The organism is Mycobacterium sp. H4Y (assembly GCF_000364405.1).
Taxonomy (GTDB): Bacteria; Actinomycetota; Actinomycetes; order Mycobacteriales; family Mycobacteriaceae; genus Mycobacterium; species Mycobacterium intracellulare.
The window spans coordinates 2,206,884-2,232,786 of record NZ_AKIG01000001.1 but is presented as its reverse complement, the minus strand read 5'-3'; the positions used below and the strand labels follow the sequence as shown (position 1 = coordinate 2,232,786).

Here is a 25,903-nt window from a genome sequence, read left to right as displayed (position 1 = left end):
AAGTGCACAATTGCCACGCGTAACACGGCGCTGCTGTTCGGTCTTCCGTGAGAACGGAAGGGGAGTATGACCATCAAATGGGTCGCTCCGGGCACGGCGGGGCGGCGGGTCGGTTGGGATGGGGCAATACAGTGGCCGCCGAGCCCCGCGCCGAGGTTTCCGCGCCCGCCTGGGGTCTTGATAACATTGCTGTGTTTGCGTATGTGGCCGACCGAGCACCGACAGGGTAGAGACGATGCCAACCTGGCCAATTCCCGAGACCTGGATCCCGCGGGTGGTTCTGCTCGGCTACAGCGGGTTGCTCGCCGCGGTCGCCGGATTCGTCAATTCGGTGGCCCTTTTGGTGTGGGCATTTCCGGTGGGCAACCTCACCGCCTTAACCACCAAGGCGGGTATGCATAGCACGAATCCTCTTATCTACCAGGGCCGGATGATCGCGGCGATCGTGTTCGGATTTCTATTCGGAGCCATTGCGGCGGGTGCGGTGCTGGCGGCCGTACGGACTATTGCTGGCCCTCGTCACGCTGCCGTCCTGCTGGCCGAAGCCGCGCTGCTGCTCGCCGCAGCTGGCGTTGAGCACCCGATCGGCAGAGCGCTCCTCGCCGCGTGCGCATGCGGGCTGCAGAACGGAATGACGTCCAATCTTCCGGGGATGCCGATTCGCACCACGCACTTCACCGGCACGATTACCGACCTCGGTCTGCTCTTGGGCCGCAGCCACCGCCACCGGGTGGACAAGTGGAAGGCCACCGTGCTGACGACGACCGTGGTGCTGTTCGTGGGTGGCGCAGCCGCCGGCGTGCTGCTTGGCAACCGGATTGGTGACCACGCGCTGATTCCCCCCGCCGTCGCCTGCCTAGCTCTGGCCGCGGTCATCATGCTGCAATACCGCCGTCGCGGCGCCCGCGGGGCTCCAGTGGCAGCGGTCGTCGAGCCCGCGTAGCGAGTCATCTCAGCTCGCCGGATCGCTCAGCAGCGACACGTGCACTACTGATGCCGAAAATCCTGTCGCAAGCGGTCATGCGCTGCCTCGCAATGTGCGCCCTGAGTGCCGGACATAGCAAGGGTAAGAACCCTGGTGCGGCTACGGGGGCCGGGCTTTATCCCAGCCACCACGACGAACATGCACGCTGAGGGGCAAAAACCTCCATCATGTTCGACGCCGACCACAGTCGTCCTGGCTGGTAGGCGGGCGACCACCACGCGACCGAGCGCCCCTAAACTGAGGTGGCACTCATTTCCCACGGGTAACGACCGACACCGGGTCGTTTCGCTCGCCCTGCCCCGCGCACATCGGCTGGCCACACCGCTGGACAACCCCGCGTTCGCCTGCCTGACGATACTGTCGTGGGTGTTGGGCTCGGCCGCCACGGTTGCCCGAAGCCGGCGGTGGTCGAGCTGGTCTATGCGGCGGTCGGAAACCGGCGGTGGTCGGCGCGCGCCCAGGGGAAGTGGAGAGCATCATCGGTATCGTGTGCACCACGCGACAGCCCGAGGTGGCGACGGTGGTTATAGAGACCGAGCCGCAACAGGGGTCGGTGCCGATGCGGGCCAAAGCCGCGGTGGATGCGGCCGCGATCATGTCGACGCTCGGCGGCGGGGACATGCTGGCCGCCAGCGATACATCCGCCGGTCCTGCCGCCGAAATGGTCACTGCCCTGGTCACGGCAGTTGCCTGACGAGCGCCCGGCGGCTGTGCCGCCGACAGGTCCGCGAAGCCGCCGCGTCGGCGACCTGGAGCGGAGCATCACCGGCCTGGCCCTGCCGGCGCTCGCGGTGCTCGCCGCCGAACCGCTTTACCTGTTATTCGATACTGCGGTGGTGGGCCACCTGGGTGCGGTGAGCCTGGCCGGGTTGGCCATCGGCGCCGTGGTGCTCGGCCTGGTCGGAGTCCAGTTCCTGTTCTTGTCGTATGGCACGACGTCACGCTCCGCCCGCCACTTCGGCGCCGGCGACCGGGCATCGGCAGTCACGGAGGGAGTGCAGGCCACCTGGTTGGCGCTCGGCCTGGGCGCGCTGATCGTCGTCATGGTGCAGGCCGCCGCGGCGCCGCTGGTGTCGGCGATCGCCGCACGCGGGCAGATCGCCGGCGCGGCGTTGCCGTGGTTGCGGATCGCGATCGTGGCCGCCCCGGCGATCCTGGTGTCGCTGGCAGGTAACGGGTGGATGCGCGGGGTGCAAGACACCGCGCGACCGCTGCGCTATGTGGTCGCCGGTTTCGGGCTGTCGGCACTGCTGTGTCCGTCGCTGGTGTACGGCTGGCTGGGCTTGCCCCGCATGGGCCTGGCGGGCTCGGCGGTGGCCAACCTGGTGGGCCAGTTGCTGACAGCATTGCTGTTCGGGCGCGCGCTGTTGGCCGAGCGGGTGCCGCTGCGGCTCGACCGCACTGTGCTGCGCGCCCAAGTGCTGATGGGCCGCGATCTGATCGTTCGGACCCTGTCGTTCCAGGTTTGTTTCATCTCCGCCGCGGCGGTGGCCGCCCGGTTCGGCACAGCGGCGGTGGCCGCTCACCAGGTGCTGCTGCAGCTGTGGGATTTAGCTGTGCTGGTGCTTGACGCGCTGGCGATCGCGGCGCAGTCGCTGGTGGGCGCGGCATTGGGGGCAGGCCAGACCGTGCGCGCCAAGTCGGTGGCCCGGCATGTGGCGGCGTATTCGCTGGTCGCCGCGACGTTGCTTGCTCTCGTGTTCGGCCTGGGCGCTCCGGTACTGCCCACGTTGTTCACTCACGACCGGTCAGTTCTGGACGCGATCGCTGTGCCGTTGTGGTTCTTGATCGCCCAGCTGCCGATCCAAGGGATCGTATTCAGCCTGGACGGAGTCTTGGTCGGCGCCGGCGACGCCAAGTTCATCCGCAACGCCACGCTGATCAGCGCATCGGCCGGGTTCTTGCCGTTGATCTGGCTGTCGTTGATCTTTGGCTGGGGACTCGCCGGGATCTGGTCGGGTTTGGGCACCTTCATGGTGGTGCGATTGGGTTTCGTGGGGTGGCGCGTCTTGTCCGGTCGTTGGACGGTGCCGGGCACCGGCTAATGCCCTTGTGGGCAATGCGCCGAAGTTTCGTGCACGGTTAGCCCAACGCCTCGTCGGCCAGTCGGCCTGCACGCGCACCGAACGACGGATTCCACCACCGCGAGCAGCCGCCACTCATCCCACGTCAGCTCATCACCCATTGTCGGCACTCACTGTGACTCGGTGACCGCGATGAATCGATACCGCTTCGCTGAAAAGCCGCTACAGGCCGCGCGGGTCAGACCGTGGGCCGCTGGTCGGCCCGTGCCGTCCGGGCTGTGCCATTCTGCCGCAAGGCGGGAAGTCGGGTGATGAATGTTGCGCCGTGGCCAGGAGTGCTGTGGGCGGTGATGGTGCCGCCATGGGCCTTGACCAGCTGGGCGACGACCGCCAGTCCGATGCCGGAGCCGTCGGCGCGCGCGGTGCGACTGCGATAGAAACGGTCAAAGATGTGCGGCAGGTCGTCGGCCGAAATGCCGGACCCGGTATCTGTGATGGTGAGTTCGGCCCATCCATCGATCTCGTGCAAGGTGAGGGTGACTGCCCCACCGGCGGGCACGAACTTCAGCGTGTTGGTCAGCTGATTGGCGACGATTTGGGCAACTCGCACCGGGTCCGCGTCAACCCATACCATGTCGAGGTCGGTGCGCACGGCTATTGCAGCTTCGTCGAATCTGCCGGCCAGCGAGTCCGCGGTGTCGGCCACGGTGCTGGTCAGTGAAATCGGATGCCGCTCCAGGGTGAACGCGGCAGCGTCGGCGGACGCGAGCGCTTCCAGGTCGGCGACCAAGTGGGTCAAGCGCAGGGTTTCGTTATGCAGGGAGCGGATGACGCCGTCGGTGGGTTGGCGAATTCCGTCTTGCACGGCCTCGAGTTCACTGCGAAGGATTGCCAGCGGCGTGCGCAACTCGTGGGCGACATCCGCGGTGAAAGCGCGGCGCAGTTGATCCTCTTTTACGAGGTGTTCGACCATGGTGTTGAAAGCCTTTGCCAACTGCCCTATTTCGTTGTTAGGAACAGTGCTGGCGCGTCGGTCCCGATGTCCGGCGGCGAGAGCGCCGGCGGCGCTGGTTAATTCGGTGATGGGTTTGGTGGCGCGCCGGGCGGTGTACACGCCGACGAGCAGCGCTACCAACGCCGCGATCAGCGCGCCGGCCACCAGTAGCCGGTTGACCGATGAATGGAATTCCTTGTCTACGGTAGATACTGAGCCCTGCGGTACGCGGACGACCAGGGTGCCGACCGGCCTGCCCGCGACAACAACGGGCAAGCTGCGGGGTGGTCCGAGACTACCGGCGGCCATCATTTTGCGATGCATCTCGGGTGTGCCGGCATCAGTGTTGGCGTCGGCCACTGACCACACTCGACGACCAGACGCATCGTGAAGTTCGGCCTCAGAGCCGGTCATGATCACGGTAGGCGCGATGCGGTTCAGCGAGACGGGATTCCAGGCATCGTTGCGGCGATAGTCGGCGGCAAACAGCGCCACCAGCTGCTCCTGCTGAGCGTGTTGCTGCTTATCGAGGTAGTCCTGGAACCGTCCGGCGAAGGCCGTGTTGACCAGGACCGCGGTCAGCAGGGCGGAGCCGACGCCGAGCGCGGCGAAGGCGAGGGCGAGCCGGCGGGCGAACCGGCCGGGTAGCAAGCTAGGCATCGCGGTCGAGTGCGAATTTATAGCCGATACCCGGCACGGTAGCCACCACCTGGAACGGTGCGGTGTCGCTGAGTTTGCGGCGCAGGTTCTTCACGTGCACATCGATGGTGCGTTCGTAGGCATCAAATGCGTGGCCCTGGATGCGGCCGACGAGTTCCAGCCGTGTCCAGGCCCGTCCCGGCCGGGACGCGAGCGCGGCGAGCAGATCGAACTCGCTCCGGGTGAGCTCGACAAGCGCATCGCCGGCACGCACTTCGCGGCGATCGGTGTCGATGCGTAGCCGTCCATCCCCGTAGGAGATATCGGTGGACGATTCGGTGGCCGAAGGCCGACTGCGGCGCAGTACCGCCTCGACGCGGGCCACCAGCTCGCGCGGACTGAATGGTTTGACCACGTAGTCGTCGGCTCCCAGCCGCAAACCGGCGACTCGGTCGTTCTCGCTGGCCTTCGCAGTGAGCATGACGATTGGAAGGTCGCTGTCCTTTCGCAGCAGGCGGGCCACTTCGTCACCGGGCAAGCGGGGCAGGCCGAGGTCGAGCAGCACCAGATCAGGGCCCGCGGTCCGGGCCAGATCGAGGGCCGTTTGGCCGTCGGCGGCTTCGAGCACCGCGTAACCCTCGCGTTCGAGGTATTCGCGCACCAGGGTCCGCAGTTTCTTCTCGTCGTCGACGACCAGTACCGTGGGGCTCACGAGTTCACGGTAGGGCACGCCGATCACGGTTTGCTGGCAAGGCGGTTGTTCGAGCGGGGCCGAAAGCTCGTGCCTTTGCCGTTGAATTTGCACATCATCCTGCTGCTGTTCGTCGCGCCTCCGTCTTGCTCGTCGCCGTCGTTCCCGACCCGACGCCGTCGGCGTCGACGTGGTTGTCGCGCGACGACCACCTGCCAGGTGTCTGAGGCGATTCCTCCGACAACCGGGGTGAAGGACATCGGCTCGACAAGAAACCACACCGGCCGCATATCGCACGCTCATCGGTTCTTCACATCCCCGGCATACGTTTGAAGTCGATCCGAACCCCGGATCGCACGCCGAACGGAATCTGTGGAAAAGGAATTCAACCATGACCATCTCAATGCGTCGCGCCGCGCCGTTGTTTGCTGCTGCCACCGCCACGGCAATCTTAGGAATCGGCGTCGCCACCGCCTCCTCCGCGTCCGCCGAACCCAGTGGCTCCGGCTCGGGCAGCGTCTTCGGCGGGTCGGCTGGCGGGGTGCAAACCCCGTTTGGCGGGGGAAACTTCGGGTCCAACACTTCTGGTGGAGTGCAAATCCCGGGCCTGCAACACCCGTTCGGCGGGGGGAGCGTTGCCGGCGGGTCGAGCACCTCTGGCGGCGTGCAAACCCCGATTGGCGGGGGAAACATCGGATCGGGCACCTCGGGCAGCATTGGAGTGGGGCATCCCCGCCATCGTTGAAACCGTTGAACGCATACTTTGCAGCCCAGGCGACCGATACCTCGGGAAGCCGGACAGAACCGTACGAATTGATGACCGCCCGCGGGTTGTAGAACCCGCGGGCGGTCATCGATGCGGCCGGCTACAACCGACTCACCGCCGCCGATCAAATATTGCAATGCAATTCTAATATTGCTATGTTGTTACAACTATGCAGACAGGGACGGCTGCCGAGACCCGGCAAACCCGGCGCAAGGCCCGCACCGCAAGTGCGATCCTCGAGGCCGCCGAACGCCTCTTTTTAACCCGCGGCTACCACGCGACCACCGTCGAGCAGCTCGCCGAGGAGGCCGATGTCGCGATCGGGTCGCTGTACGGGCACTTCGGCGGCAAGGAGGGGATCTACGCCGCCTTGATCGAGCGCGCGCTGGAGCTTGACCAGCGCTACTGCGACCAGGGGTGGGCCAGCGGCGGGGAGGACCCGATAGGCCGCCTGGTCGGGCTCGCCGACGGGTACTTGCGATTCGCGAGCGAGAACCCCGGCTACTTCCGCATCTTTCGTTTTCCGCCCCCGGATGCGCCGACCGACGGGCCGGTCGTCGCCGCCACCGAGCGGGTGACCGAGCGCATCCGGTCCGAGACCGAGCGGATGGCCGGGGCGATCGCCGAGGCCATCGAGGCGCGGGTGATGCGTGACGTCGATCCGCGGCGCGCGGCGGTGTTCCTGTGGGCGGCCTGGGATGGGGTGATCGCGGCCCACCTGCTTCCCGGCAACATGGGGCTCACCGAATCGGAGTTCGAACAGGTGCTCTCGCTCGGTCGCCAGGTGCTCACCCTCGGCCTGCTGGCGCCCCAAGGGAGTGTCGAATGATCGAGCGCATCCCGGTGGAAGGCGACTACGGCCGCCCGGCCGAGCCGGCCTGGCGGAACACGGACTGGTCGGCGCGTGAACGCGACGCCCTTATCCGCGGCCGCCGGCTTCGTTACCTCGACACGGGCCACGGCGACCGCACGTTCGTCCTCGTGCACGGGATGGGCGGTCGCTGGCAGCATTGGCTCGAGGCGATCCCGACGCTCGCCAAGCAGGGTCGGGTGCTCGCCCTGGATCTACCGGGGTTCGGCCAAAGCGAATCGCCCGCCGCCGGCGCATCCCTCGACGGTTTTGCGGACGCCGCGGCTGAGGTCGTCACCAGCCTCGGCATCGAGCGCGCGGTTTTCGTCGGCCACTCGATGGGCGGCCCGATTGCGCTGCGCTTCGCCGCACGCCATCCGGAGCTGGCCGAGGGAATCGTGCTCGTCGCCGGGGCGGTGTTCCAATTCAGTGAAGTGCTCGGCCTCCGCGGGGTTGCCCGGTTCGCTCGGGAGCGCCCGCGGGAGACTGCGGCAATCGCGATGGAGATCGCGACGGCGGGACTGCCGGCACCGGCATCGCTGCGCCGCCTCGTCGTGCGATCGCCCGCGTTGCGTCGCGTCTTCCTGTCGCCATACGTCCTCGATCCACCGGCCCTGCCCGCCGACACCGCCGCTCTGATCGTCGACGGAGCCGGCGCCCGCGGTGTCTTTCCGACCGTGCGGGCGATCGGGCGCTCGGACCCCCGCCAGGGGTTGGCCGACGTGCGCTGCCCTCTCCTTTCGCTGGCCGCCGAGCACGACCGCATCGCCCCGCTGGCAGATACCGAGGCGCTCGACGCCGAGCTATCCGGGGCTCGGACGGTCGTCCTCGAGGGTTCCGGCCATATGCCGATGCTCGAACGCCCGACGGCGTTCAACGCCCAGCTTGTGCGGTTCGCGGAGGAGCTGGGATGACCGAGGATCTGCGCGTCGCGGCCGTCCAGCTCGAGCCCGTCGTGGGCGACGTCGAGGCGAACCTCGACCGGGCCGAGCGGCTCGCTCGGCGCGCCGCCGACGCGGGAGCTGAGGTGATCGTGCTGCCCGAGTTCTTCACCACCGGCATGGCCTTCCTGGCGCAGGTGGGCGGCGGCGCGCTGCCCGCGGACGGCGCGGCCACCGAGATGCTCGCCCGGGTCGCGTCCGCCAAGCGGGTCATGGTCGGCGGATCCTTCCTGTGTCGCGGGCCCGACGGCGACGTCCGCAACGCCTTTCTGCTCGCCGGGCCCGACGGGCTGATCGGCCGTCACGACAAGGACCTGCCGACCATGTGGGAGAACTACTTCTACGCCGGCGGCGACGACCCGGGCGTCATCGAGGCGCCGGGGGGCCTCAGGATCGGCGTCGCCCTCTGCTGGGAGTTGATGCGCGCCCAGACCGTGCACCGGCTCCGCGGTCGCGTCGACCTTGTCCTCGCCGGGTCCGGGTGGTGGAGCGTCCCACAGTGGCGGCCTCGGGCGGTGTTCCGGCGGTGGGAAGCGGCCAACCGGGAGCGGGCGCGGCGCAGCGTGCTCGACTTCGCCCCGCTCGTCGGCGCCCCCGTGGCACATGCCTCGCTGTGCGGGCCGATCGTTTGCCCGCTACCGGGAATGCCGGGACGCTACCGCGGCGAATACGAAGGCCCCAGCGTGATCTGCGACCGCGACGGCGTGGTGCTCGCCGAGAGGCCGGCCCAGTCCGGCCCCGGGGTGACGGCCGCCACGGTGCCCACCGGCGCCGCCAACCCCTCGCGGGATCCAGCCCCGGGCTTCTGGCTTCGCCCGCGAGGCCCGCTGCCCGCGTTCGCCTGGGCCTATCAGGGCTGGCTCGGTCGCCGCGCCTACGCCAGTGGCTTGGGAGTCCCCCAGCGGGCAACGGGCCCGCAGACGATTCGGAGGTGGAGCGCATGACCCGCGTGAGAACGAACGAGACGCTCGTGCTGTCCGGCCTGGTCGAGCTCGCAGCCGGGGCGGTGACGGGATGGCCCTACGCGCTCGCGATCGCCGATGCCGAGCGTGCGCGTCGGATCGGGATTCGCTCGACGCCGCGCCTGCGCCAGTGGCATCTCGACCTGATTGCGCTCGGTGCACTCTCCGTGCTGGTCGGCGCCGCGGTGCCCGAGCTGCCGCGCCGCGTCGCCTGGCCGCTGGCCGCCGGATGCTGGACTAATGCGAACGCTTTCGGCTTGCTCGCCTTCCGCCCCGAGGCCGCCGAAACCCCCGCCTACCGCACAGCGGCGGCGGCGTCGTTCACCACCGTCAGCTGGGGCTTCGTGTCCCTCGCCGCGCTCGCCCTTCGACGCCGCTGGCGGATGGATCGCTAGAGCGGCTCGCTCACCAAGTCCTGCACTGCCATCAACCGGTCGAGCAGGCCGGGCGCCCGCCGGATTCGGACAGACAGCGCGGCCGACCGGTTCTCGACCCAGAGCGACTCCAGGGTCAGACCCAGGGCGGCCAGGCAGTCCTCGATCATCTCGGGGTCGTGCGGGAAGTAGCGCAGCGTGGTGGTCAAAGCGGCACTGATCTCGGCAAGCAAAGCCTCCTTGTCCCGACCACGCAGCGTCGAAAGACGGACCAGTTCGATCGAGTCGGGTGGCGCGACGCGCACCGGATCGACCCGGGATGCCCGGAAGCGGCAGGCGCGCCACTGGCCGACGGTCGGCACGCCGTGGGCGAGATAGGCGGGCAGCGCACGGCGGGCGCTGATATGCACGGCCCGGCGCCACAGGTCGATCAGGACGTTCTCGCACGCGGGATCGAAGTCCCAGGTGGCGGTGATCGCATCCGTGCCGCCGAGGCCGTGCACATCGCGCACCAGATTGGTGATCTCGTTGAGCGGCGCGAACCCGCCGGCCTCGCGCACCGTCGCGGCTCGCACGGCCAAGTTGCAGCTCAGCGCGATCGCTTCGGCGTGGTCACCGAACTCCGCGTGGGCGGCCCGGGACGAAGTGCCCGGTTGGCGCAGCCGGCGCAGAGATCTGGCCGCCAGCAATGCGCGGAAGGCATCGGCGGCAAAGAAGGCCGGCAGCATGGCGGCTGGGGTGGATTGCGGGCTGTCGAACAACACCGGGCCGAGCGCCAGCCGGGCCTGACCGGTCACCACCCGCAGCAGCCCGGCCAGCGTTCCGGCCGGTAGCCGCACGATGTCGTCGTCGGCCACCACGCAGCCAGTGGCTTCCGGATCACATTGCTGCGCGTCCAAAACCGCGTCCAGCATCAGCTGCCGCAGCACGCCGAGACGGGTGCGCTGCGCTAACGCCACCTCGGCGACGGCGAACCGCACTGCGTCACAGCCCAGCGCCGCGCCCAGACGACGTGCCCGGGTGGCGGTGTCATCCGCGGGCCGGGTCTGCGGCCGGTTCACCAGCAGCACCACCGAGATCGGCACCGACGCCCGCTGCCTGGACAGCTCGCGCATGGTGTGGCTGAGCACCCGGACGCTCTGCCCCCCGAAACCGACGGTCGGAATCAGCACCGGCAGCGCGGGGCCGACCGGCAGCTGAGCGGCCAGCTGGTCACGCACGGTGTTCAGCAGTGTCCGATAGGTCGCGTCGCGCTGCACTGCGGCTGACCGCCAGCTGGCCGCCGGGCCGGGTATCGGCGCAGTGTCAATGTCCCAGAGCGCGCTCATTGGTCCTCCCCCTGCCCAACCGGTGCATCCGCCTCGGCAATTGCTGTGGCCCGCTCGGCGATGGTGCTCGCCAGTCTAGCCACCTCCGCAAAGCCCTGCATGGACAGCGGTTTGCGCAGACCGTCCCGAACGGGGTCCCACTCCGGATCGCCGACGGGACGGTTGCCAGGGCCGATCTCGGCGACCGGATCCAGCGCGGGCACCGCCTGGATCACCAGGTCGCGAAGCCGACAGAGGAGATCGATCTGGGCGAACTCGCCGTGCGACAGAATGGGTGCGGTGGTCCACCCGAAGCACTCCTGATCATCGCCGTCGGTGACGGAGACCGTCACGGTGAGCAGGTCCGGCGTCTCGGGAACCCGGATCTCGCAGGTGTGCCGTCCGGGCACCGACTCGGCCGCGCCGTCGCCCACCGCGACCGTCCAACTGAACCGCGCGGTCCCCGCGACCGGGCGGTCGACATCGACCAGGAAGGTCGCCACCTCACCGGCGACCAGCAGCCAGCGGCGGTGACGGACCGGGAACGGCCCCAGCACGCGGACACCGTGCCGGGCGAGGCACCCGATGACGTTGCGGGTGACCCCGGCCACCACCGGGTCGTCGCCGCGGGCCAGCACCCGGGGCCAGTCGGTGGTGCCGCACGTGAAGACCGTTCCGGTGTCGGTGTAGGCACCGAGCACGGCGTGCGCGGCCGGTCCCGCCGGCCGGTCCTGCCATCCCTTTCCCAGGCGCGCCACCCCCAGCACCGCGAAGTCCGCCGGTGTCCCGTCGGTTCCGGCGGCCCGCAGCCGCGCGGCGGGGCCGGGCTCGACTACCGCACCGTCACACTCATAGCCCACCAGGTGCTCGCCGGCGCCGAAGACGTCACCCGAGTGCAGGCCTAGTCCCTGGTAGACCCAGTGGCCGGCGTGCTGGACGGTGTAGCCCAGCGGCTCCCGTTCGCCGTCCCACCAGCCACCGCCCTGCCGGTAGCTGACTCCGGTGAGCCCGTTCTCTGGCCGGCTGCGCCACCAGTTGCCGCCCAGCGGGTGGCTGACCGGCGGATGTACGCAGGTCAGATCGCCGGCCGCGTCCAGGTCGATCCGCCACCAGGCGGTGTTGCCGCTGAAGAACGCGACATTCCCGCCGGCACGGACGAAAGCGTGCACCCCGTCGCGCATCCGGGCACTCCAGTACTCGTCGTGCCCGACGCTGAGCAGCAGGCGGTACCCGTTGAGGACGGTGGGATGGTGGTGCAGGTCGAAGTCGGTGCAGTAGTCGAGCTCGATGCCCTCACGTTCCAGCCACGAGATCATCGGAGCGTCCCAGTGCGCGAAGCCCTCCCGCGGGGTGGTGGTGTCGTAGACGTCGACGTCCTCGGGGAATGAGAGGGCCCCTCCGGTTCCGCCGCCGGGCCGGCGTGTGGTCAGCCGAGTGGTGGCGATCGAGGGTACGAACGAGGCCGTGTGGTACATGCTGCCGCCGCCGGAGAAGTTGTAGGCGTGGTAGGTGGCCAGCGAGAGCTTGTACAGCACAGCGGCGCGTTTGCTGGTGGCCGCGGGCCGCACCACGAACAACGCCTGACCCGACCGGGCGTCGACGTCGGGCAGCCGGCCCGGCCCGTCCGCGTCCGATTCGTCGTCCAGGATGACCGCCAGATAGGCGCCGGACGGCCAGTCAGCGGGGATGTCGAATGTTTCCGGCGGCCATCCCCAGTCCCGGTCGGGCAGACCGGTCGGCAGCAGTTGGCCCCGCCGCCAGGAACTGCTCCCCATCGGCGCGATGTCGCGACCCGCCCGGTAGAAGCCGACGCGGTAGCGCTCGGCGGCCGTGGACACGTGCAGCACCAGCCGCCCACCGGCCGGAACACTCGGATTCGACGGATACGCCAGGGCGGTCACCGGCGCACGGCCTTGGTGTCCGCCGCGCGGTTCGCCTGAACAGGGCCTGATCCCGTTCGTGTCGACATGATCCTCCCGTCCCGGTTCAGCTAGCGACATGGTAGGCAGGTGCCGGGTGAAATGCCGGGGCGGCGTGATCTGGCATCAGCCGGCCAGGGCGGGAAGCGGAGGCGCGGAATGGGTGTCACGGCCGATGCCGTGGTCGTCGGCGCGGGCCTGAGCGGCCTCGAAGTCGCCCGCCTGCTAGCCGCCGGCGGTCTCCGGGACGTCCTGGTGCTGGACTCGGGCGGGATGGGCACCGGATTCGGGCCGGGCACCGCGGCAGTGCGGTGGCGCAGTTCACTGCCGCCGCACTACCAGGTCGTGCGGCGTTCCGACCAGGTCGGCGGGCGGTCGCTGCGCTGGCACGGCGTGGTCATCCGGATGGACGACTGGGCGCTGGCCGATCCGTGCTGGCCAGAGCGCGTTCGTAAGGCGCTGCTCGAGTCGTTGTATGACGACGTCGAGCGCGATCTCAGGGCTTGGGCCGGCGGGCCGCTGGCGCCGACGTCGCCCGTGCCGCCCGACCCGGTGTCGGCGGCGCTGGACTCGGCGCTTCGCCCGGTTCCGCAGGCGGTCCGATCCGAGGGCGAAGGCCGGCGCGCATACACCCCGCTCGACCACTGCGCTGGCGGGCGGGATCCGCGGATCCGCGCCCGCTGCGAGGCGGTGGAGCTGGTCTCGGGTCGGGGGCGGATCACCGGGGTTCGGGTCCGGGGTGCCGACGGCGCGGACGAGGTGATCTCCGCGGGCGTGGTCGTGTTGGCTGCTGGGACGCTGGAGAACACCAGGCTGGTGGCCCAGCTTCCGGAGCTGGCCGGTCACGGCCCGGCGACCGGGCTCAATGACCACCTCGTGCGCGGTTTCGTGGTCCGGTTGCCGGCTGCGGCGCTCGGGGTATCCGGCTCGGTCGACGCCCTGTGGTACGCACCCGGTGATGCGATCGCCCGCTGCAACGTCTTCGTCCGCCTGAGGGACGCGCCCGACAGCCACCCGGAAGAGGTCCTGCTGGACGTGTGGGCAATGGGGGAGCAGGTGCGATCGGAGCACACCCGGGTCTCGTTCACGCCGATGGCCCGATCGCCGTGGCCGGGCCTGATCGAGCCGGGCTTCGCGCCGGACGACCTTGAAATGCTGGCCGGTCAGCGTGAGCTGCTCGGCCGTGTGTGGGCGAACGTCGCGGCTGGCGTCGGCCTCCGCGCTCTGGACCTGTGGTTCGGCGATTTCCGCACCGCCCCCGAACCGTTCGACACGGCGATGATGCAGGTGACCGGGCTGCCGCTCGGGTCACCGGCAACCTACGGGTGGCCACTGGGGTCCGTCGATCACGAGGCCGGGACGCTGCCGCTCGGCGGTGATCTCGTCGACGAGCACGGAGGGCTGCGCACAGTGGACGGCGCTTACGTGGTCGGCCCGGCGTCCTTCCCCCGTTCCGGGGCGGCCAATCCCTCGCTGACCACACTCGCGCTCGCCCACTGGACCGCGACCGGGCTGACGTCGACGTCCTGACCATGCGCCGGCACGCTGCAGGCCAGCCGGCGGTCAGTCAGCGGCTCGCAGCTCGTCCGCGTGTGTGGCGACTTTGTGGAAGGCCGCCACAATCGCCTCTAGGCCGGCGGGCTCGGACAGTAGGGCGCGGTGGGGCAACAGGATCAGGTTCTCGTAGAGCGCCTCGGCCGCAGGGAAGCGTTGCTGCGCCGCCGCGCGCAGTCGGTCATGCAGCCACCGGTAGCGTTCCTTGGTCTGCGGGCAGTACAGGATGTTGTCGTGCAGTGGCCGATCGGACCGGTACACGCGCAGGCCGAGTTCGGCCGCCAGCGCGGCGCACACCCGCTCGGTGGGCGCGCCAGCGAAGGCGTCCGGGTCGCGGCGCACGGTGTAGGCGAAGATGCTCGGCAGCTCCAGCCGAGCCGGCCAGGCCGTGGGCCGTACGCCGGCCACCCCGGCGAGTTCGGTGTCGAGCAGCTCGGCCGCCCGTGCCCGCTGTAGCAGCTGCTGGGGCAACCGTTCGAGTTGATCGAGCAGCAGCGCCGCGGGCAGCTCTGCCAGGCAATGGTTGGTGCCCATCACCTCTCCGGCCTCGACCAGGTAGGGGTAGCCGATGTCGGGCTCGGCGGCCGGATAGCGCCGGGCATCCGCCCTCAGCTGTTGGAGCCGGTCGTAGAGCGCCGCATCCTTGGTGACGACGGCGCCGCCCTCACCGCAGGTGAGCACCTTTCCCTGCTGCATGCTGAAAGCGCCCACATCACCCAGCGAGCCGGCCGGCCGGCCAGCCCAGCGGGCGCCGTGCGCCTGCGCGCAGTCCTCGATCACCGGTAGCCCATGTTGGGTTGCCAGAGCGCCGATCTCGTCCATGTCGGCCATTCGGCAGTGCAGGTGCACGACAATGACCGCGCGGGTCCGCGCGGTCACCGCGGCCGACAGGGCCCGGGGATCCAGGCATCCGGTTTCCGGGTCGACGTCGACAAACACCGGGACCGCGTTGACATTGAGCACCGCCGTCGCCGTGGCGACCCAGGTCAGCACCGGGACAATCACCTCGTCCCCGGCGCCCACCCCGAGCGCCTCCAACGCGATCATCAGGCTGCTCGAGCCGTGATCGGTGCTCACGCAGTAGGGCACCTCGACGAATTCGGCGAACCTACGGGCGAACACCTGCTCGTAGGGCTGTGTTCCGGTCCAGCCGCCGCTGACCGTCCACCGGCCGCTGCCCAGCGCGGCGATGACCCGTTCGGATGTGCGCGCGTCGTGCTGGGGCCACAACGGCCATGCCTCCCGCCACACAGGCGAGCCGCCCCCGATCGCGAGCCGGGCCATTCGCATTCTCCTCGTCGTGCCATGCAGCACTCGGTATCGATGCGCCGAGCCAGTCCACGTCGTACTTAACGTGAGAGTGTGTGCCAGCGCGACGTCTTCGAATGCCGTCTCTAACGATCGGCGATTATGTGTTACCTAGGGGCAAGGAATTTTCGCGCGGCGATTCCTCGCGTTGCGGTTTCACCGCCCAGGGGTGGGCATCGGCATGTTCGGCATCGGGGACATGCTCGGCATCGATGGCATTGGCGACATCGACGGCATGCCAGGCGTATTCGGCATGTTTCCCATCGGCATCTTCATGCCGTCCATCATTTTCTTCATGTCCTCTCTCATGGCGGCACAACACGGCATGTCGCCATTCATGGCGCCACAACAGTTTGGGTGCGCAAACAGAAGGTATAGACCGGCGACGATGACGAATATGCCGACCGCGATGCCGGTAATGGCACCGGCTGGGTAAAGCCAGCGAGTCCACCGCCGGGTGGTGCTGGCCGGAGGGGTGGGGGTGGTGTCGGTCATTGGTTCTTACCTTTCTGTGGGTCTTCCAGGCCGAACCATACACACTTAGCCCGAATCCACCGATGGGCTTGCGTTTGAACTGAGGCTGCCTGGTCTGATCTTGGTTTCGGTGTATGGGCAGGCTGTACCTAGTTCGGCGGACCGGCGTACTCGAATCAGCCGACTTTCTCCATCGTCTGCCCGCAGCAGCAGGTCGGATTCTGCTGGCACCGGCGATCCGGGGGTGCGCTCTCGGTTACCGTCACCTCGCATCCGCAATCTGGAAGCGGGCAGCGGCAGACGTCGCCTTCGCGGAATGGCATTTGTCACCTCCTTGTGGTGTTGATCCTGCCCGGATACGCGACGGTAGAAGCTGGCCCCTGGGGCCAGGTCAAATCCATCGGAGTCATGTGTGGCGCAACGAGGTGTCCGAAGCCTTCGTGCAGACGGTGGCGGCCCCCTGGTTCGCGCGAGCACGTGCCGTCGTCGACCCGCTGGCAGGGAAATCCCATCGCGCCGTGGGTGTTCCGCAAGACACGCCGGGGCCGGGCGATCGGCGGCCAAACCGAGAACATCGCCGCGTGAGGAATCCTGCCGAGGCGGCCGGAAAAGTGCGCGCGCTGGCGCCGCCGTGATCGAGCCGGAGCTGAGTCGCGCTACGAACTTCCACTTGGAATACAACGTCGCAAGGAACCAGCTGTCGGGTGGGGCCACGATCACCGCGGTCACGCAGGCCTGCAGCGTCACCGGCACATGCCTTTCGGCAGCGCACCTTCGAGAGCTGTCAGGGTGGGTTCAAGCACCGGTAGATCCGGCAAATGGCTCGCGGACGAGCCGGGATCCTTCAACCCGGTCGACGTCGACAACACCACCACGCTCTCATCAGGATCGATCCACCTCCGCTCGGCAAGTTGTTGAGCTGCGAGCACCGCCAACACGGACGCCCCTTCTGCGTAAATGCCTTCGGTCGAGGCCAATTCGAGTTGCATGCGCGCGATCGCGTCATTGCTTGGTTCGGCGATCGCCGTCCCGTTGGTGGCTCTTATGGCGTCCAATCCCTGATAGGTGGCCCTCCGCGTCGCCACGGAAAACGCCATTGACGGCTGAGTGGCAACAGTTGGCTGCTCTCCTTCTTCGCGATGGAGCCCGCCGACGTAGGCGCCGAACGGGTCGACCGCGACCAACCTAGGCATGCGGCTGATAAGACCCAAACCGACGAGGTCGGAAAATCCCCGGCGAAGACCGGCCAACCCGTCACCGTGGGCGGTTGGCACCACGACAACGTCGGGCGTTTCGCCGAGTTGGCGCCACAGCTCGAAGGCGATCGTCTTGTACCCCTGAATGCCAAACGGATTGGAGCCGATCTGGGGAGTCACAAGCCCGGATACCGGCATCCAGCCGAACGCCTCGACGGCCGCCCGCATCACCGCCCACCGGTCCGGGCCGTTGTCGTAAGCGACGACGCAGGCGCCGTAGGCCTGCATCAGAATCCTGATCTCGCGCGGCACTGACGACACGGTGAGCACCACGCAGCCAAGCCCCGCGGCGGCGGCGTAGGCGGCGACCGCTGCGCCGTGGTTGCCGGTCGAGGAGACGACGACGGTTGAAGCTCCAAAGGCCGCCGCCTTCGTGACGGCGACCGCTGCGAGCCTGTCCTTGTATGACCATGTCGGATTGCGCGCTTCGTCTTTGAGCATGAGTCTGCGCAAGCCCAGTCGTGTCCCCAGCCGACGCAACGAAACCAGAGGCGTCCCACCTTCGCCCAGGCTCACCGGGACGTCGTCTGGCGCCAACGGCAACAATCCGCGAAAGCCGAAAATGCCCGGCTGCGACGCCTGCCACGGCAACGGACCCGGCGCCAACGCGTATGCAGGGGCCAGATTGACTCCGATGCCGTGGCGGGCGCAGGCCGGGCATCCCAACGATGCTTGGTCTTCTGGTGCTTGCACTCCGCACCGGGGACAACGGAGAAACCCAAGATAGCGTGCGTTCATAGTGTTACGCCGGCGAATTCCCGATCGAGCATGGTTAGAGGTCTGACCCATCTTCGGTGACCACCCAGGCATTTTCCGGTCGACCACCGCGGTGGTTTCGGATGAAAGTGCGGTGATGCGGGCTGACGTGGCATGTTCTTCCCCAGTCGAGGCAACCATGACGCGCAACTGTATGACAGCGTGGGAGCTGAATTACGCCACTGAAATTATGCGGGCAGCGCACAATCAGTTGTCATACCCCCTGTTCCTACCGCCGGGCACCTGGCGTCGTGGGCGCGCCTGTCACCGGGGTCCAACGAATCACGACGGCGCCGGTGGTGTCGGTCAGCACCGTCTTGGAGCGCGTTCCATTGCCAATATTGCCGCTACCCGCACCCGCCGGGTCATGCTTCTCATAGCCCAGGTGCTCGGTCATCTCCTCGTTCAAAGCCGACTCGATTACCGTTTTGGTCAGCTGTTTGAGCAGCCCGTCAGGGCCGGTCAGCGACAGCCCCTGTTCTTGCGCCAGCCGCACCAACTCGACCGCGGCCTGCTGCTCAGCCGGGAGTTCGGCCGACTTATTCTTCGTCACATCATCCAGTGTCGTCATCACGGCACCTTCCTCGCCAAGCAACGCCTAGCGTGTCAGGCCGGAAACACCGTTAGTCGCACAGTCCCAGGCGGCCTCGTATTCCTCGGCCGAAACGTAGTCGAGCTTGTGCTGTGCCGCCGGTGTTGAACCAATCGACCCACTCCATCGTCGCGTTGATGCCGAACTGGTTACATCCGGGCTCGGCGGACCAAGCTGCGGGGCTGGCGATGAAGCCCGTCAACGCTTTCCGGCGGCCGGGTCGATGACGACGGGGCAGCGGGTCCAGGACTGCACGACGCGTTCGGTGGGGTGCCTGATGACCGCCGGTTCGCGCGGCGCTTCGACGTCGAGCAGAGCGTGCTCGCGGCAGTAATCGTCGTTATAAATGGTGTCGAAGTAGCGTTGCGGCCCGTCCGGGAATACCGCGGCGATGGTGGTGCCGCGCGGGTGTGTTCGGACGGCCCAGCCCGCGACAAGTGCGACCGCGCCCACACTCCAGCCGCCGCTGACGTATTGGGTCGAAGCCAGGGTACGACATGCCCATACCGCCTCTGCAGGGGCAACCCAGTGTGCTTCGTTGAAGGCTGGATAGTCCACGTTGCCGGGATAAATGCTTGACCCGAGGCCGCGGATCAGTCGGGGGGCGGCTGGTTGCCCGAAGATGGTGGAGCCGATGGTATCCACGCCGATCAGCTTCAGGTCAGGGTTGTATTCGCGCAGCACCCGCGCCACCCCCGCCGAATGTCCACCGGTTCCCACCGAGCACACCAGTACGTCAATATTTCCTAGTTGGGAAATAAGTTCCAAGGCCAGCGGTCTGTAGGCGTCCACGTTGTCGGGGTTGTTGTACTGGTCGGGATACCAGGTATGCGGATCTTCGGCCAACAGCTCGGCGACCCGGTTCTTGCGCGCCTGCTGCCACCCACCGACCGGATCAGGCTCGGCGACCAGATCGAGGTGGGCGCCGTAGGCAGTGAGCATGCGCTCGATGATCGGCTCCATGCCGGGATCGGTGACCACGGTGACCGGATGCCCGTACACGGTCCCGGCCAACGCCAAACCCAAGCCCATGGTGCCGCTGGTGGATTCGACGATTCGCGCACCGGGCAGCAGGTCTCCGCGCGCCCGAGCTTGTTCCACCATGTGCACCGCAGGGCGGTCCTTCATACCACCGGGATTAAGTCCCTCGAGCTTGGCCCAGAAGCCGCGGTCCGGTTCACTGAACGGCGCGGACACCCGCAACACCGGCGTGGTGCCGACAATCGTGTTCGCCCGTCCCTGCATGCCCAGCGCAACAGGCTGAGATGCTATGGGTCGGTTGTTCTCAGGAGGTAAGGCAGAATTCATGTGATCGTCGCTTCTGCGTGAAAGCCGCGGCACAGCGCGGCAGCTGACAATGACAGCAGTCACCAACCGTGATGGCAGCAGAGCCACCGGTCTGACGATGACCGGTCAGCGACGAGTGATGCATAACCGGGACAAAATTTGGTTGCCGGTCACGAAGCCGCGAGCCGACCGGCCGGCGGCCGCATCATTGGCGACAGCATGGCCGCCAGCCACCCGGCAATGGCGATGCCCGCCATGGCGATGAAATCAGAACCGGCCCGCGGCGCGATTCGCGGTAAGACCGCAGCAGCAGATATGTCGGACGAACAGATGGATTCATCCTGAACATGGTCGTGACTGGCAAGCGCGAGAACACGATCCGCAGATGCCGATACCGAGCGATGTGGATGGACCGGGGAGGCTTCACAGCAGGGCAGGACGACTCTGGCGCCCAAGACGAGTAGCACCGCCGCGCCGAACACGAGAACGGTGGACCTCAGGCGAAAACTCGTCGGGGTGCCGCTGAAACTTACAATGACCCGACTGTAACAGCACCGCGACCCAAAAATCGGAACCGCGCACCTGACCTGTGCATTGCGAACCAGCAACTTACAAGGTCCTACTTGTTGCGAAAGAACGCACGGCTTGACGGAGCAGTTTGAACTGACTTCGCCGAGCATCCTTGCTCAAGAGGCGCAGTCGTTAAGGGCGACAAGGATGTTGGATCCTTCATGGCCGAGGCCCGGCGGCAACGGCACGTGCCCGTCCGGTCACTAACGATCAGCGCGGCGATGATCCTTAAAGCCATCAGCAAAGTCAGCGTAGAATCACGCGGGCGCGGCGCGCCAGTCTGATGATGTGGTGACAAGGGTGGTGAGACCACCGCGCCTCACTGATCCCAACTTGCTCCCCCAGAGTATTGCGCGAGTCATTCTCGCCGGTGAGGAGAAACCGGAGCCGCAGCGGTCGGGGCGGTGAGAGCCCGCGCGGCAGAAGCAGGCTCGGTAAGAATTCGGTCATGACAATCCGAGGACACCGACAGGTTCCCGGTCGAAGGGGACGATCGCCGCGACACCAGCGCAGAACGCGCGAAGATTCCCTCGACATCGCTCAAGCGCCGGAAAACTGATACAGCATGATCGCGGCAGGCATTATGGACGGATGGAAACAGTGCCGCAGACTTCAGTGACCGGCGCAGGCCATCGGGCATTGGTGGTCGACAACGAAGTTTCGCTGGCGGGAGTGGTCGCCAGTTATCTCGAGCATGAGCAGTTCGAAGTATGTATCGCTCACGACGGGTCCGATGCGCTCACTTTGGCCCGTGCGTTTCACCCTGATGTTGTTGTTCTTGATCTGGGCTTGCCGGGGATGGACGGCATTGAAACCTGCCGCCAGCTGCGCACCTTCTCCGATGCCTATGTTGTGATGTTGACTGCCCGCGGCACCGAGGCGGACACGCTGATCGGATTGTCGGTCGGCGCCGACGACTATGTGACCAAGCCCTTTAGGCCCCGCGAACTCGTCGCCCGCATCCTCGCGATGCTGCGCCGACCGCGCACTATGCAGCCAGGGAGCGGGGACGTCGGCACCAAGGCCACGGCCGACTAGCAGGCGGAATTTCGGTGCGTCGCCTTCGTGCACTTCTTGCCTGGCACGCAACTTGACTCCTGCGGAATGGCGAAAGGCCTAGACTGCGACCCAGAAGGGCAGTCGACCGAGTCACCTCTCACATCACGACAAAGGGCTTGACCCGCGTAGACCTTGGGGAGGAAAGATCACCTCGTCCAGACCGGCTCGGCAAGGCCCTTCGCATACAGTCGAGCGAACACGGCGACGACAGTCGAACGAACACGGCGACGAGCAATTGGGCCGCGATCGATTATCGCCCGTGACCGGCGTCGAATATCGGATGGGAATTGGCCAATGAGTGACAACACCACACCGGGTGCGAAGCCGCGCCGGTTCTTGCGCCGGCCCGGCATCGGGTTGCGCCTAGTGCTGGCCCAGACACTAGTGCTCGCCGCCGGTGCAGCGGCCACCTGGGCAATTGCCGCCGTCGTCGGACCGCCGCTTTTCCATAAGCACATGCATGGGAAGGTGCCCGTCAACTCTTTCCTGGAAATACATGCCGACCATGCCTACAGATCGGCCACCGCCGTGGCCGTCGGCGGCGCCCTTGCCATTTCCGCGTTGATGGCGCTGGCGGTCAGCTGGTATGTCAGCCGCCGGCTGCAACGGTCGGTCACCGAGGTCGCCGCAGCTGCGACCGAGGTCGCCCGCGGCCGATACGACATCCGGATTTCGCCTACCCGCCTCGACGAGGATTTCGACACCCTCGTTGACTCGTTCAACCAGATGGCGGCGCGGCTACAGACCGTCGACGCTACTCGGCGCCAGTTGTTCGGCGACCTGGCCCACGAGATCCGCACCCCCGCTTCGGTGCTGGATGCCTATATGGACGCGCTCGAAGACGGGGTGCGGTCGCTGACCCCGCAGACCACCGCGATGCTGCGCGACCAGACCCGCCGGCTAGTGCGGTTCTCCGAGGACACTGCTGCACTCGCCCAAGCCGAAGAGAGTGCCTTCTCGATGGCCTTTAGCTGGATCGACGTGCGCGAGCTGATCGATGCTGCCGTGACGGCCGCGCAGGAACGCTATCGAAGCAAACATGTCGATCTGGTCGTCACGTTACCTGCCAACCTGCCCCCGCTGCGGGGGGACTCGCAACGGCTATCTCAGGTTCTAGGCAACCTGCTTGACAACGCGCTGCGCCACACGCCGCCGGGAGGACGCGTCGAAGTCCGCGCGGCTGTGGAGGGCGATGAGTTTACGCTCTCGGTCGTCGACAGCGGTGAGGGCATCCTCGCCGAACACCTACCCCATGTGTTCGAACGGTTCTATCGAGCCGATCTCACCCACGACCGGGGCTACGGCGGAGGCGGAATCGGACTAGCCATCGTCAAGGCGCTGGTCGAGGCCCACAACGGACGCGTCGCTGCGGCCAGCGACGGCGTCGGTAAAGGCGCCGCGTTCACCGTCACTCTGCCGCTGGCTGCATCGGGTGCCGAGCGCACCCTTGAAACCGTGATATCCGCGGGCGAAAGAGCCAGCTCTACTTAGTGTCGACGCCGATCCCGACTGGGGCGGCCCCCGGGCGAGCAGTGCTGCCACCGAGTTCGCCTCTAGTAACGACATCCCGCGATTGGTAAGGCTGAGTTGGACGCCATTTGAAGGGCGCTGATGCGGTCTGGTGTTCGCTGCGGCACGACGCCATGGCGGCGCGTCCCGACACGGCTATGGTGCTCGCCGCATACGTCCGGACGGCCGCGCACATATGTGTGCTCCCGCGCCGGGAGCCTTGCCCGGCTGTGTGCGACGATGATGGCCACTCGATGCCATCACCGCGATGCGCCGGCCCGCCAAAACCTGCCGCAGAATCGTCCGAGGCCTAAGCCAAGCATCGATTTTGCCACAAAGTCGCTGGATACCCATTACATATGATTCCATTGGTGAAGCCACAGCGCTTTGCTTTGGCGACCGCCGTCATGACCGCTGGTTTGGGACTTGCCAGCGCCACCTCCGCAGCCGGTGCCCAAGCCCAGCTCGGACCCTTGCCGACACCCCTGCTACGGGTATTGGAATCCTGGCTGCGAGGACCCCGGACCCGGCCACGGTTACTATGGCCACGGAGGCTATGACCACGGAGGTCCAGGGGGACATGGTGGTAGTGGCGGCCACGGCGGCGGCGGACATGGTGGCGGCGGACACTAACGCCGCAGTTGACGGCGCTCATCGAAAGTCCCCAGGTGTGCTCGCCGAAATTCCTCACCTGTGAGCAGCGGTCAGTGTAGTGGTTGGCGGGTGCCGGTGGTGGTCCGGCGCAGGGTTTCCGCGGCGTCGTGGTGGTCGCGTAGCCGGTAGGACTCGCCGTCGAGGTTGATGACCACGGAGCGGTGCAGCAGGCGGTCGAGCATGGCGGCGGCCACGGTGGTGTCGCCGAGGATTTCTCCCCAAGCACCCACCCCGCGGTTGGTGGTGATGACGATGCTGGTCTTCAAATAGCGTTGGGAGACAACCTGAAACAGCGCCGAAGCGGCTTCGGCGGGCAGCGGCAGGTATCCGAGTTCATCGATTACGAGCAGGGTCGGTCCGGCGTAGAACCGCATGGTGGTGGCCCAGCGTCCCTCGATCGCGGCACGGTGACACCGTGCGGCCAGATCGGCGGCGGTGGTGAAGTAGGTCCGGTAGCCGGTATGGGCGGCAGCGCGGGCCAACCCGACGGACAGGTGCGTTTTTCCGGTCCCGGGTGGGCCGATGAGCAGAATGTTGGTCGCGGTTTCCAGGTAACGGCAGGTGCCCAGTTCGTCGATCAGCTTGCGGTCGATCCCGGCGGCAGCATCGACATCGAAATCGGCCAGGGTGGCCGGGGTGGGCAGGCAGGCGAACCGCAACCGGCCGGCCAACCGTCGGGCAGTGCTGGCCTCGACCTCCACGGCCAGCAGTCGCTCCAACGCCACGGTCAGTGACAGCCCCTCGGCGGTGGCCTGATCCAGCACCGCCGGTAGGGCTTCAGCGGCCGCGGCCAGTTTGAGCTCGGCCAGGTGCGAGCGCAGCTGCTGATAGCGGCTCGCCGCAGCCGATGGCGATTCCTCGGTCCTGGTGGGGGCCTTGTTGGTGCGTGGAGTAGGGGTCATTGGATGGTCCTGTTCTGCGCGGCCCGCTCGTAGGCGGACAGATCGATGACGGTGGAATCGGTTGACGGAGTGGACGTTTCACTTGAGGTGTTGGATGGCTGCTTGAGTGCAAGCAGTTGTGCGGCAGCGGCTTTGGCTGCCGGACCGGGTGGGATGCGTTCCTTGCGGCGGTGCGGGCGTCCGGTCGCCGCGGTGGCCATTGCCACGGCGTCCAGGGCGATGACATGGCCGCTGTCACGCACCATGACGCCGAGCCCGTCGGCGGCCAGTCGGTGTCGGGCGATCACGATCCCGCTCATGGTGGCGATGTCGCAGAACTGCCCGCCGACCGGATGTGACACCACCACATTGGCGGCGGCCAGTTCCGGCGGCACCGAGTAGCGGTTACCGCGGTAGGACACCATCGCTTGGCGCGAGGCGGTGCGGATCTCGGCCACGATCACCGGATACGCCTGCGCCGGTACCGGTTGCAGTGGTCGGTTTTGGCCACCACGGCGACCGAGGAGCGGCCGTCGGCGGTGGAGCGCAGGCGTGTGTCGCCTCGCACCCGGGCGAAGCGATCCAGGCTCGCTTGCGCCTGCTCGACGGTGAGGTCGTCGGCCAGGGTGCGCCACCAGCGTTGCGCGGCGGTGTGGTTGACCTTCTCCACCACCCCCTTGCGGTTACCGCGCCGGGCCGGGCAGATCGCCACCGAGACGCCGTAGTGCTTGGCCACCCCGGCGAACGAGGCGGTCACCCGCCCGCTGCCCGGATCGCAGACCGTGGCCATCCGGTCAAAGCGCCACACCCGCGTGCACCCTCCCAGGCCACGGGTCACGCGGTCCAGACCGGCGACCAGGTGCGGCTGGTCCTCGCTCGGGGCCAGATAGCCGCGCCACTTGCCCGAGTGCGACAGCGAGCCGACCAGCAGGTGCGCGGCCTTGCCCCAACCCACGATGCCGGTGGATCGGGCAAGTCCAGCCAGTCCCATTGGGTTTCATCACCCGGCGCATGTGGGATTACCGCGTTGGGGCGTTGCGTGGCGGTCCGGCACGCCTCACAGACAGGTCGCAGACCCCGGATGCGGATGTTGCGCGTCAGGCTCTGATACGACAGGACGAACCCGAGATCCTCGAGTTCGTCGTAGAGGGTGCGGGCCCACAGGTGCGGGTCCTCGGTCAGCCTCGCGGTGACGTAGTCGACGTAAGGATCGAACGGATCAGGGTCAGGCCGGGCACGCACCCCCGGCTTGCCGTCGCCGGCCAGGTACTTGCGGACCGTCTTGCGGTCGAAGCCGGTGTGTCGGGCGATCGCCGAGATCGTCCAACCACGTTTGCGTAGGGCATGTACTTCCACATCGTCCTCCCATGTGAGCATGAGAAAGCGGGCCTCCTTCGATGGAGCAACTGGCGTCAGACACCAGAAGCTTCGAAGGGGGCCCGCCCTTCTCGGCGGAGCCACACGAGTGGGGATTTTCGATGAGCGTCAGTGGGGAATTTCAGTGAGCGCGGTCACAGTCACTGTGTCAGAGGTTCCTAACGCCTAGTGCGG

At 67.3% G+C, this 25,903-nt stretch carries 19 protein-coding genes and 3 pseudogenes; 12 read left to right on the top strand and 10 right to left on the bottom strand.

The genetic code is table 11. From position 1 onward, the window contains the following. Nucleotides 1–235 precede the first annotated feature (235 nt). The 3 genes from W7U_RS09835 to W7U_RS09825 all read left to right on the top strand — a co-directional run bounded on the left by W7U_RS09835 (nucleotide 236) and on the right by W7U_RS09825 (nucleotide 3,030). Complete coding sequence (locus tag W7U_RS09835; RefSeq protein ID WP_008257479.1) at nucleotides 236–943, top strand: YoaK family protein; 708 nt, start codon at nucleotides 236–238, stop codon at nucleotides 941–943. A gap of 529 nt (nucleotides 944–1,472) precedes the next feature. After that, nucleotides 1,473–1,679, top strand: a complete 207-nt coding sequence (locus W7U_RS09830) for a hypothetical protein (RefSeq protein ID WP_225331673.1) — start codon at nucleotides 1,473–1,475, stop codon at nucleotides 1,677–1,679. Between the two features lie 55 nt (nucleotides 1,680–1,734). After that, entirely contained in the window at nucleotides 1,735–3,030 is a 1,296-nt protein-coding gene (locus W7U_RS09825) for an MATE family efflux transporter (RefSeq protein ID WP_033717554.1), read from the top strand. Between the two features lie 217 nt (nucleotides 3,031–3,247). Here W7U_RS09825 and W7U_RS09820 read toward each other — a convergent pair whose 3' ends face one another. Together W7U_RS09820 and W7U_RS09815 are read right to left on the bottom strand one after the other, a co-directional pair. Continuing rightward, a complete protein-coding gene (locus tag W7U_RS09820) occupies nucleotides 3,248–4,663 on the bottom strand; it encodes an ATP-binding protein (protein WP_008257473.1) in 1,416 nt (471 codons plus the stop codon). Continuing rightward, complete coding sequence (locus W7U_RS09815) at nucleotides 4,656–5,447, bottom strand: response regulator transcription factor (protein ID WP_225341437.1); 792 nt, start codon at nucleotides 5,445–5,447, stop codon at nucleotides 4,656–4,658. The genes W7U_RS09820 and W7U_RS09815 overlap by 8 nt, the downstream gene beginning before the upstream one ends. 821 nt (nucleotides 5,448–6,268) lie before the next feature. Between W7U_RS09815 and W7U_RS09805 the strand changes: the two genes are divergently transcribed. From W7U_RS09805 to W7U_RS09790, 4 genes are read left to right on the top strand one after another with little or no spacing between them, the layout of a single operon-like run. Then, nucleotides 6,269–6,928: a TetR/AcrR family transcriptional regulator gene (locus W7U_RS09805; protein WP_008257468.1), complete on the top strand. Its 660-nt coding sequence runs from the start codon at nucleotides 6,269–6,271 to the stop codon at nucleotides 6,926–6,928. After that, a complete protein-coding gene (locus tag W7U_RS09800) occupies nucleotides 6,925–7,863 on the top strand; it encodes an alpha/beta fold hydrolase (RefSeq protein ID WP_008257465.1) in 939 nt (312 codons plus the stop codon). Before W7U_RS09805 ends, W7U_RS09800 begins: the two co-directional genes overlap by 4 nt. After that, on the top strand, nucleotides 7,860–8,834 hold the full coding sequence (locus tag W7U_RS09795) for a carbon-nitrogen hydrolase family protein (RefSeq protein WP_008257463.1): 975 nt from the start codon (nucleotides 7,860–7,862) through the stop codon (nucleotides 8,832–8,834). The genes W7U_RS09800 and W7U_RS09795 overlap by 4 nt, the downstream gene beginning before the upstream one ends. Further along, complete coding sequence (locus W7U_RS09790; protein WP_008257461.1) at nucleotides 8,822–9,247, top strand: hypothetical protein; 426 nt, start codon at nucleotides 8,822–8,824, stop codon at nucleotides 9,245–9,247. Before W7U_RS09795 ends, W7U_RS09790 begins: the two co-directional genes overlap by 13 nt. Here W7U_RS09790 and W7U_RS09785 read toward each other — a convergent pair. Together W7U_RS09785 and W7U_RS09780 are read right to left on the bottom strand one after the other, a co-directional pair. Continuing rightward, complete coding sequence (locus W7U_RS09785) at nucleotides 9,244–10,554, bottom strand: hypothetical protein (RefSeq protein ID WP_008257454.1); 1,311 nt, start codon at nucleotides 10,552–10,554, stop codon at nucleotides 9,244–9,246. The two genes, W7U_RS09790 and W7U_RS09785, sit on opposite strands and share 4 nt — an antisense overlap. Beyond that, nucleotides 10,551–12,434, bottom strand: coding sequence for a N,N-dimethylformamidase beta subunit family domain-containing protein (locus tag W7U_RS09780; RefSeq protein ID WP_008257453.1), 1,884 nt, complete (start codon nucleotides 12,432–12,434; stop codon nucleotides 10,551–10,553). Before W7U_RS09780 ends, W7U_RS09785 begins: the two co-directional genes overlap by 4 nt. A gap of 177 nt (nucleotides 12,435–12,611) precedes the next feature. On the opposite strand from W7U_RS09780, the gene W7U_RS09775 reads away from it, so the two are divergent. Then, nucleotides 12,612–13,982, top strand: coding sequence for a GMC oxidoreductase (locus W7U_RS09775; RefSeq protein WP_008257450.1), 1,371 nt, complete (start codon nucleotides 12,612–12,614; stop codon nucleotides 13,980–13,982). 33 nt (nucleotides 13,983–14,015) lie between these two features. Here W7U_RS09775 and W7U_RS09770 read toward each other — a convergent pair whose 3' ends face one another. Beyond that, a complete protein-coding gene (locus W7U_RS09770; RefSeq protein WP_008257447.1) occupies nucleotides 14,016–15,290 on the bottom strand; it encodes a DegT/DnrJ/EryC1/StrS family aminotransferase in 1,275 nt (424 codons plus the stop codon). A 193-nt stretch (nucleotides 15,291–15,483) separates the two neighbouring features. On the opposite strand from W7U_RS09770, the gene W7U_RS09765 reads away from it, so the two are divergent. Continuing rightward, entirely contained in the window at nucleotides 15,484–15,750 is a 267-nt protein-coding gene (locus tag W7U_RS09765) for a hypothetical protein (protein ID WP_008257445.1), read from the top strand. Between the two features lie 781 nt (nucleotides 15,751–16,531). Here W7U_RS09765 and W7U_RS09760 read toward each other — a convergent pair. The 3 genes and pseudogenes from W7U_RS09760 to W7U_RS09750 all read right to left on the bottom strand — a co-directional run bounded on the left by W7U_RS09760 (nucleotide 16,532) and on the right by W7U_RS09750 (nucleotide 19,637). Continuing rightward, complete coding sequence (locus W7U_RS09760) at nucleotides 16,532–17,782, bottom strand: pyridoxal-phosphate dependent enzyme (protein ID WP_225325413.1); 1,251 nt, start codon at nucleotides 17,780–17,782, stop codon at nucleotides 16,532–16,534. Between the two features lie 304 nt (nucleotides 17,783–18,086). Continuing rightward, nucleotides 18,087–18,371 (bottom strand): annotated as a pseudogene (locus W7U_RS09755) (transposase); the annotation flags it as partial. 219 nt (nucleotides 18,372–18,590) lie between these two features. Further along, the gene (locus W7U_RS09750; protein WP_008257440.1) at nucleotides 18,591–19,637 is read right to left on the bottom strand and encodes a PLP-dependent cysteine synthase family protein; all 1,047 of its coding nucleotides are present in this window, start codon (nucleotides 19,635–19,637) and stop codon (nucleotides 18,591–18,593) included. A 261-nt stretch (nucleotides 19,638–19,898) separates the two neighbouring features. Between W7U_RS09750 and W7U_RS26915 the strand changes: the two genes are divergently transcribed. The 3 genes and pseudogenes from W7U_RS26915 to W7U_RS09740 all read left to right on the top strand — a co-directional run bounded on the left by W7U_RS26915 (nucleotide 19,899) and on the right by W7U_RS09740 (nucleotide 22,799). Beyond that, nucleotides 19,899–20,024, top strand: a complete 126-nt coding sequence (locus W7U_RS26915) for a hypothetical protein (protein WP_014942244.1) — start codon at nucleotides 19,899–19,901, stop codon at nucleotides 20,022–20,024. Between the two features lie 816 nt (nucleotides 20,025–20,840). Next, nucleotides 20,841–21,236, top strand: a pseudogene (locus W7U_RS09745) (response regulator); the annotation flags it as partial. Nucleotides 21,237–21,602: 366 nt separating this feature from the next. Beyond that, nucleotides 21,603–22,799 (top strand): ATP-binding protein, encoded by a 1,197-nt coding sequence (locus W7U_RS09740; RefSeq protein WP_008257437.1) that lies wholly within the window; start codon nucleotides 21,603–21,605, stop codon nucleotides 22,797–22,799. 722 nt (nucleotides 22,800–23,521) lie between these two features. Here the strand turns inward: W7U_RS09740 and istB are convergent. Both istB and W7U_RS26175 read right to left on the bottom strand, forming a co-directional pair. Continuing rightward, on the bottom strand, nucleotides 23,522–24,373 hold the full coding sequence (gene istB, locus W7U_RS09735; RefSeq protein ID WP_008257435.1) for an IS21-like element helper ATPase IstB: 852 nt from the start codon (nucleotides 24,371–24,373) through the stop codon (nucleotides 23,522–23,524). Further along, a pseudogene (locus W7U_RS26175) lies at nucleotides 24,370–25,729 on the bottom strand (IS21 family transposase). Before W7U_RS26175 ends, istB begins: the two are co-directional and overlap by 4 nt. Nucleotides 25,730–25,903 lie beyond the last annotated feature (174 nt).

What these genes read in the sequence shown, in the direction of transcription:
- W7U_RS09835 (WP_008257479.1), top strand. Translation starts at nt 236, where the DNA reads ATGCCAACCTGGCCAATTCCCGAGACCTGGATCCCGCGGGTGGTTCTG.
- W7U_RS09820 (WP_008257473.1), bottom strand. Translation starts at nt 4,663, where the DNA reads ATGCCTAGCTTGCTACCCGGCCGGTTCGCCCGCCGGCTCGCCCTCGCC.
- W7U_RS09805 (WP_008257468.1), top strand. Translation starts at nt 6,269, where the DNA reads ATGCAGACAGGGACGGCTGCCGAGACCCGGCAAACCCGGCGCAAGGCC.
- W7U_RS09800 (WP_008257465.1), top strand. Translation starts at nt 6,925, where the DNA reads ATGATCGAGCGCATCCCGGTGGAAGGCGACTACGGCCGCCCGGCCGAG.
- W7U_RS09795 (WP_008257463.1), top strand. Translation starts at nt 7,860, where the DNA reads ATGACCGAGGATCTGCGCGTCGCGGCCGTCCAGCTCGAGCCCGTCGTG.
- W7U_RS09785 (WP_008257454.1), bottom strand. Translation starts at nt 10,554, where the DNA reads ATGAGCGCGCTCTGGGACATTGACACTGCGCCGATACCCGGCCCGGCG.
- W7U_RS09775 (WP_008257450.1), top strand. Translation starts at nt 12,612, where the DNA reads ATGGGTGTCACGGCCGATGCCGTGGTCGTCGGCGCGGGCCTGAGCGGC.
- W7U_RS09770 (WP_008257447.1), bottom strand. Translation starts at nt 15,290, where the DNA reads ATGGCCCGGCTCGCGATCGGGGGCGGCTCGCCTGTGTGGCGGGAGGCA.
- W7U_RS09760 (WP_225325413.1), bottom strand. Translation starts at nt 17,782, where the DNA reads ATGAACGCACGCTATCTTGGGTTTCTCCGTTGTCCCCGGTGCGGAGTG.
- W7U_RS09750 (WP_008257440.1), bottom strand. Translation starts at nt 19,637, where the DNA reads ATGCAGGGACGGGCGAACACGATTGTCGGCACCACGCCGGTGTTGCGG.
- W7U_RS26915 (WP_014942244.1), top strand. Translation starts at nt 19,899, where the DNA reads ATGGCCGCCAGCCACCCGGCAATGGCGATGCCCGCCATGGCGATGAAA.
- W7U_RS09740 (WP_008257437.1), top strand. Translation starts at nt 21,603, where the DNA reads ATGAGTGACAACACCACACCGGGTGCGAAGCCGCGCCGGTTCTTGCGC.
- istB (WP_008257435.1), bottom strand. Translation starts at nt 24,373, where the DNA reads ATGACCCCTACTCCACGCACCAACAAGGCCCCCACCAGGACCGAGGAA.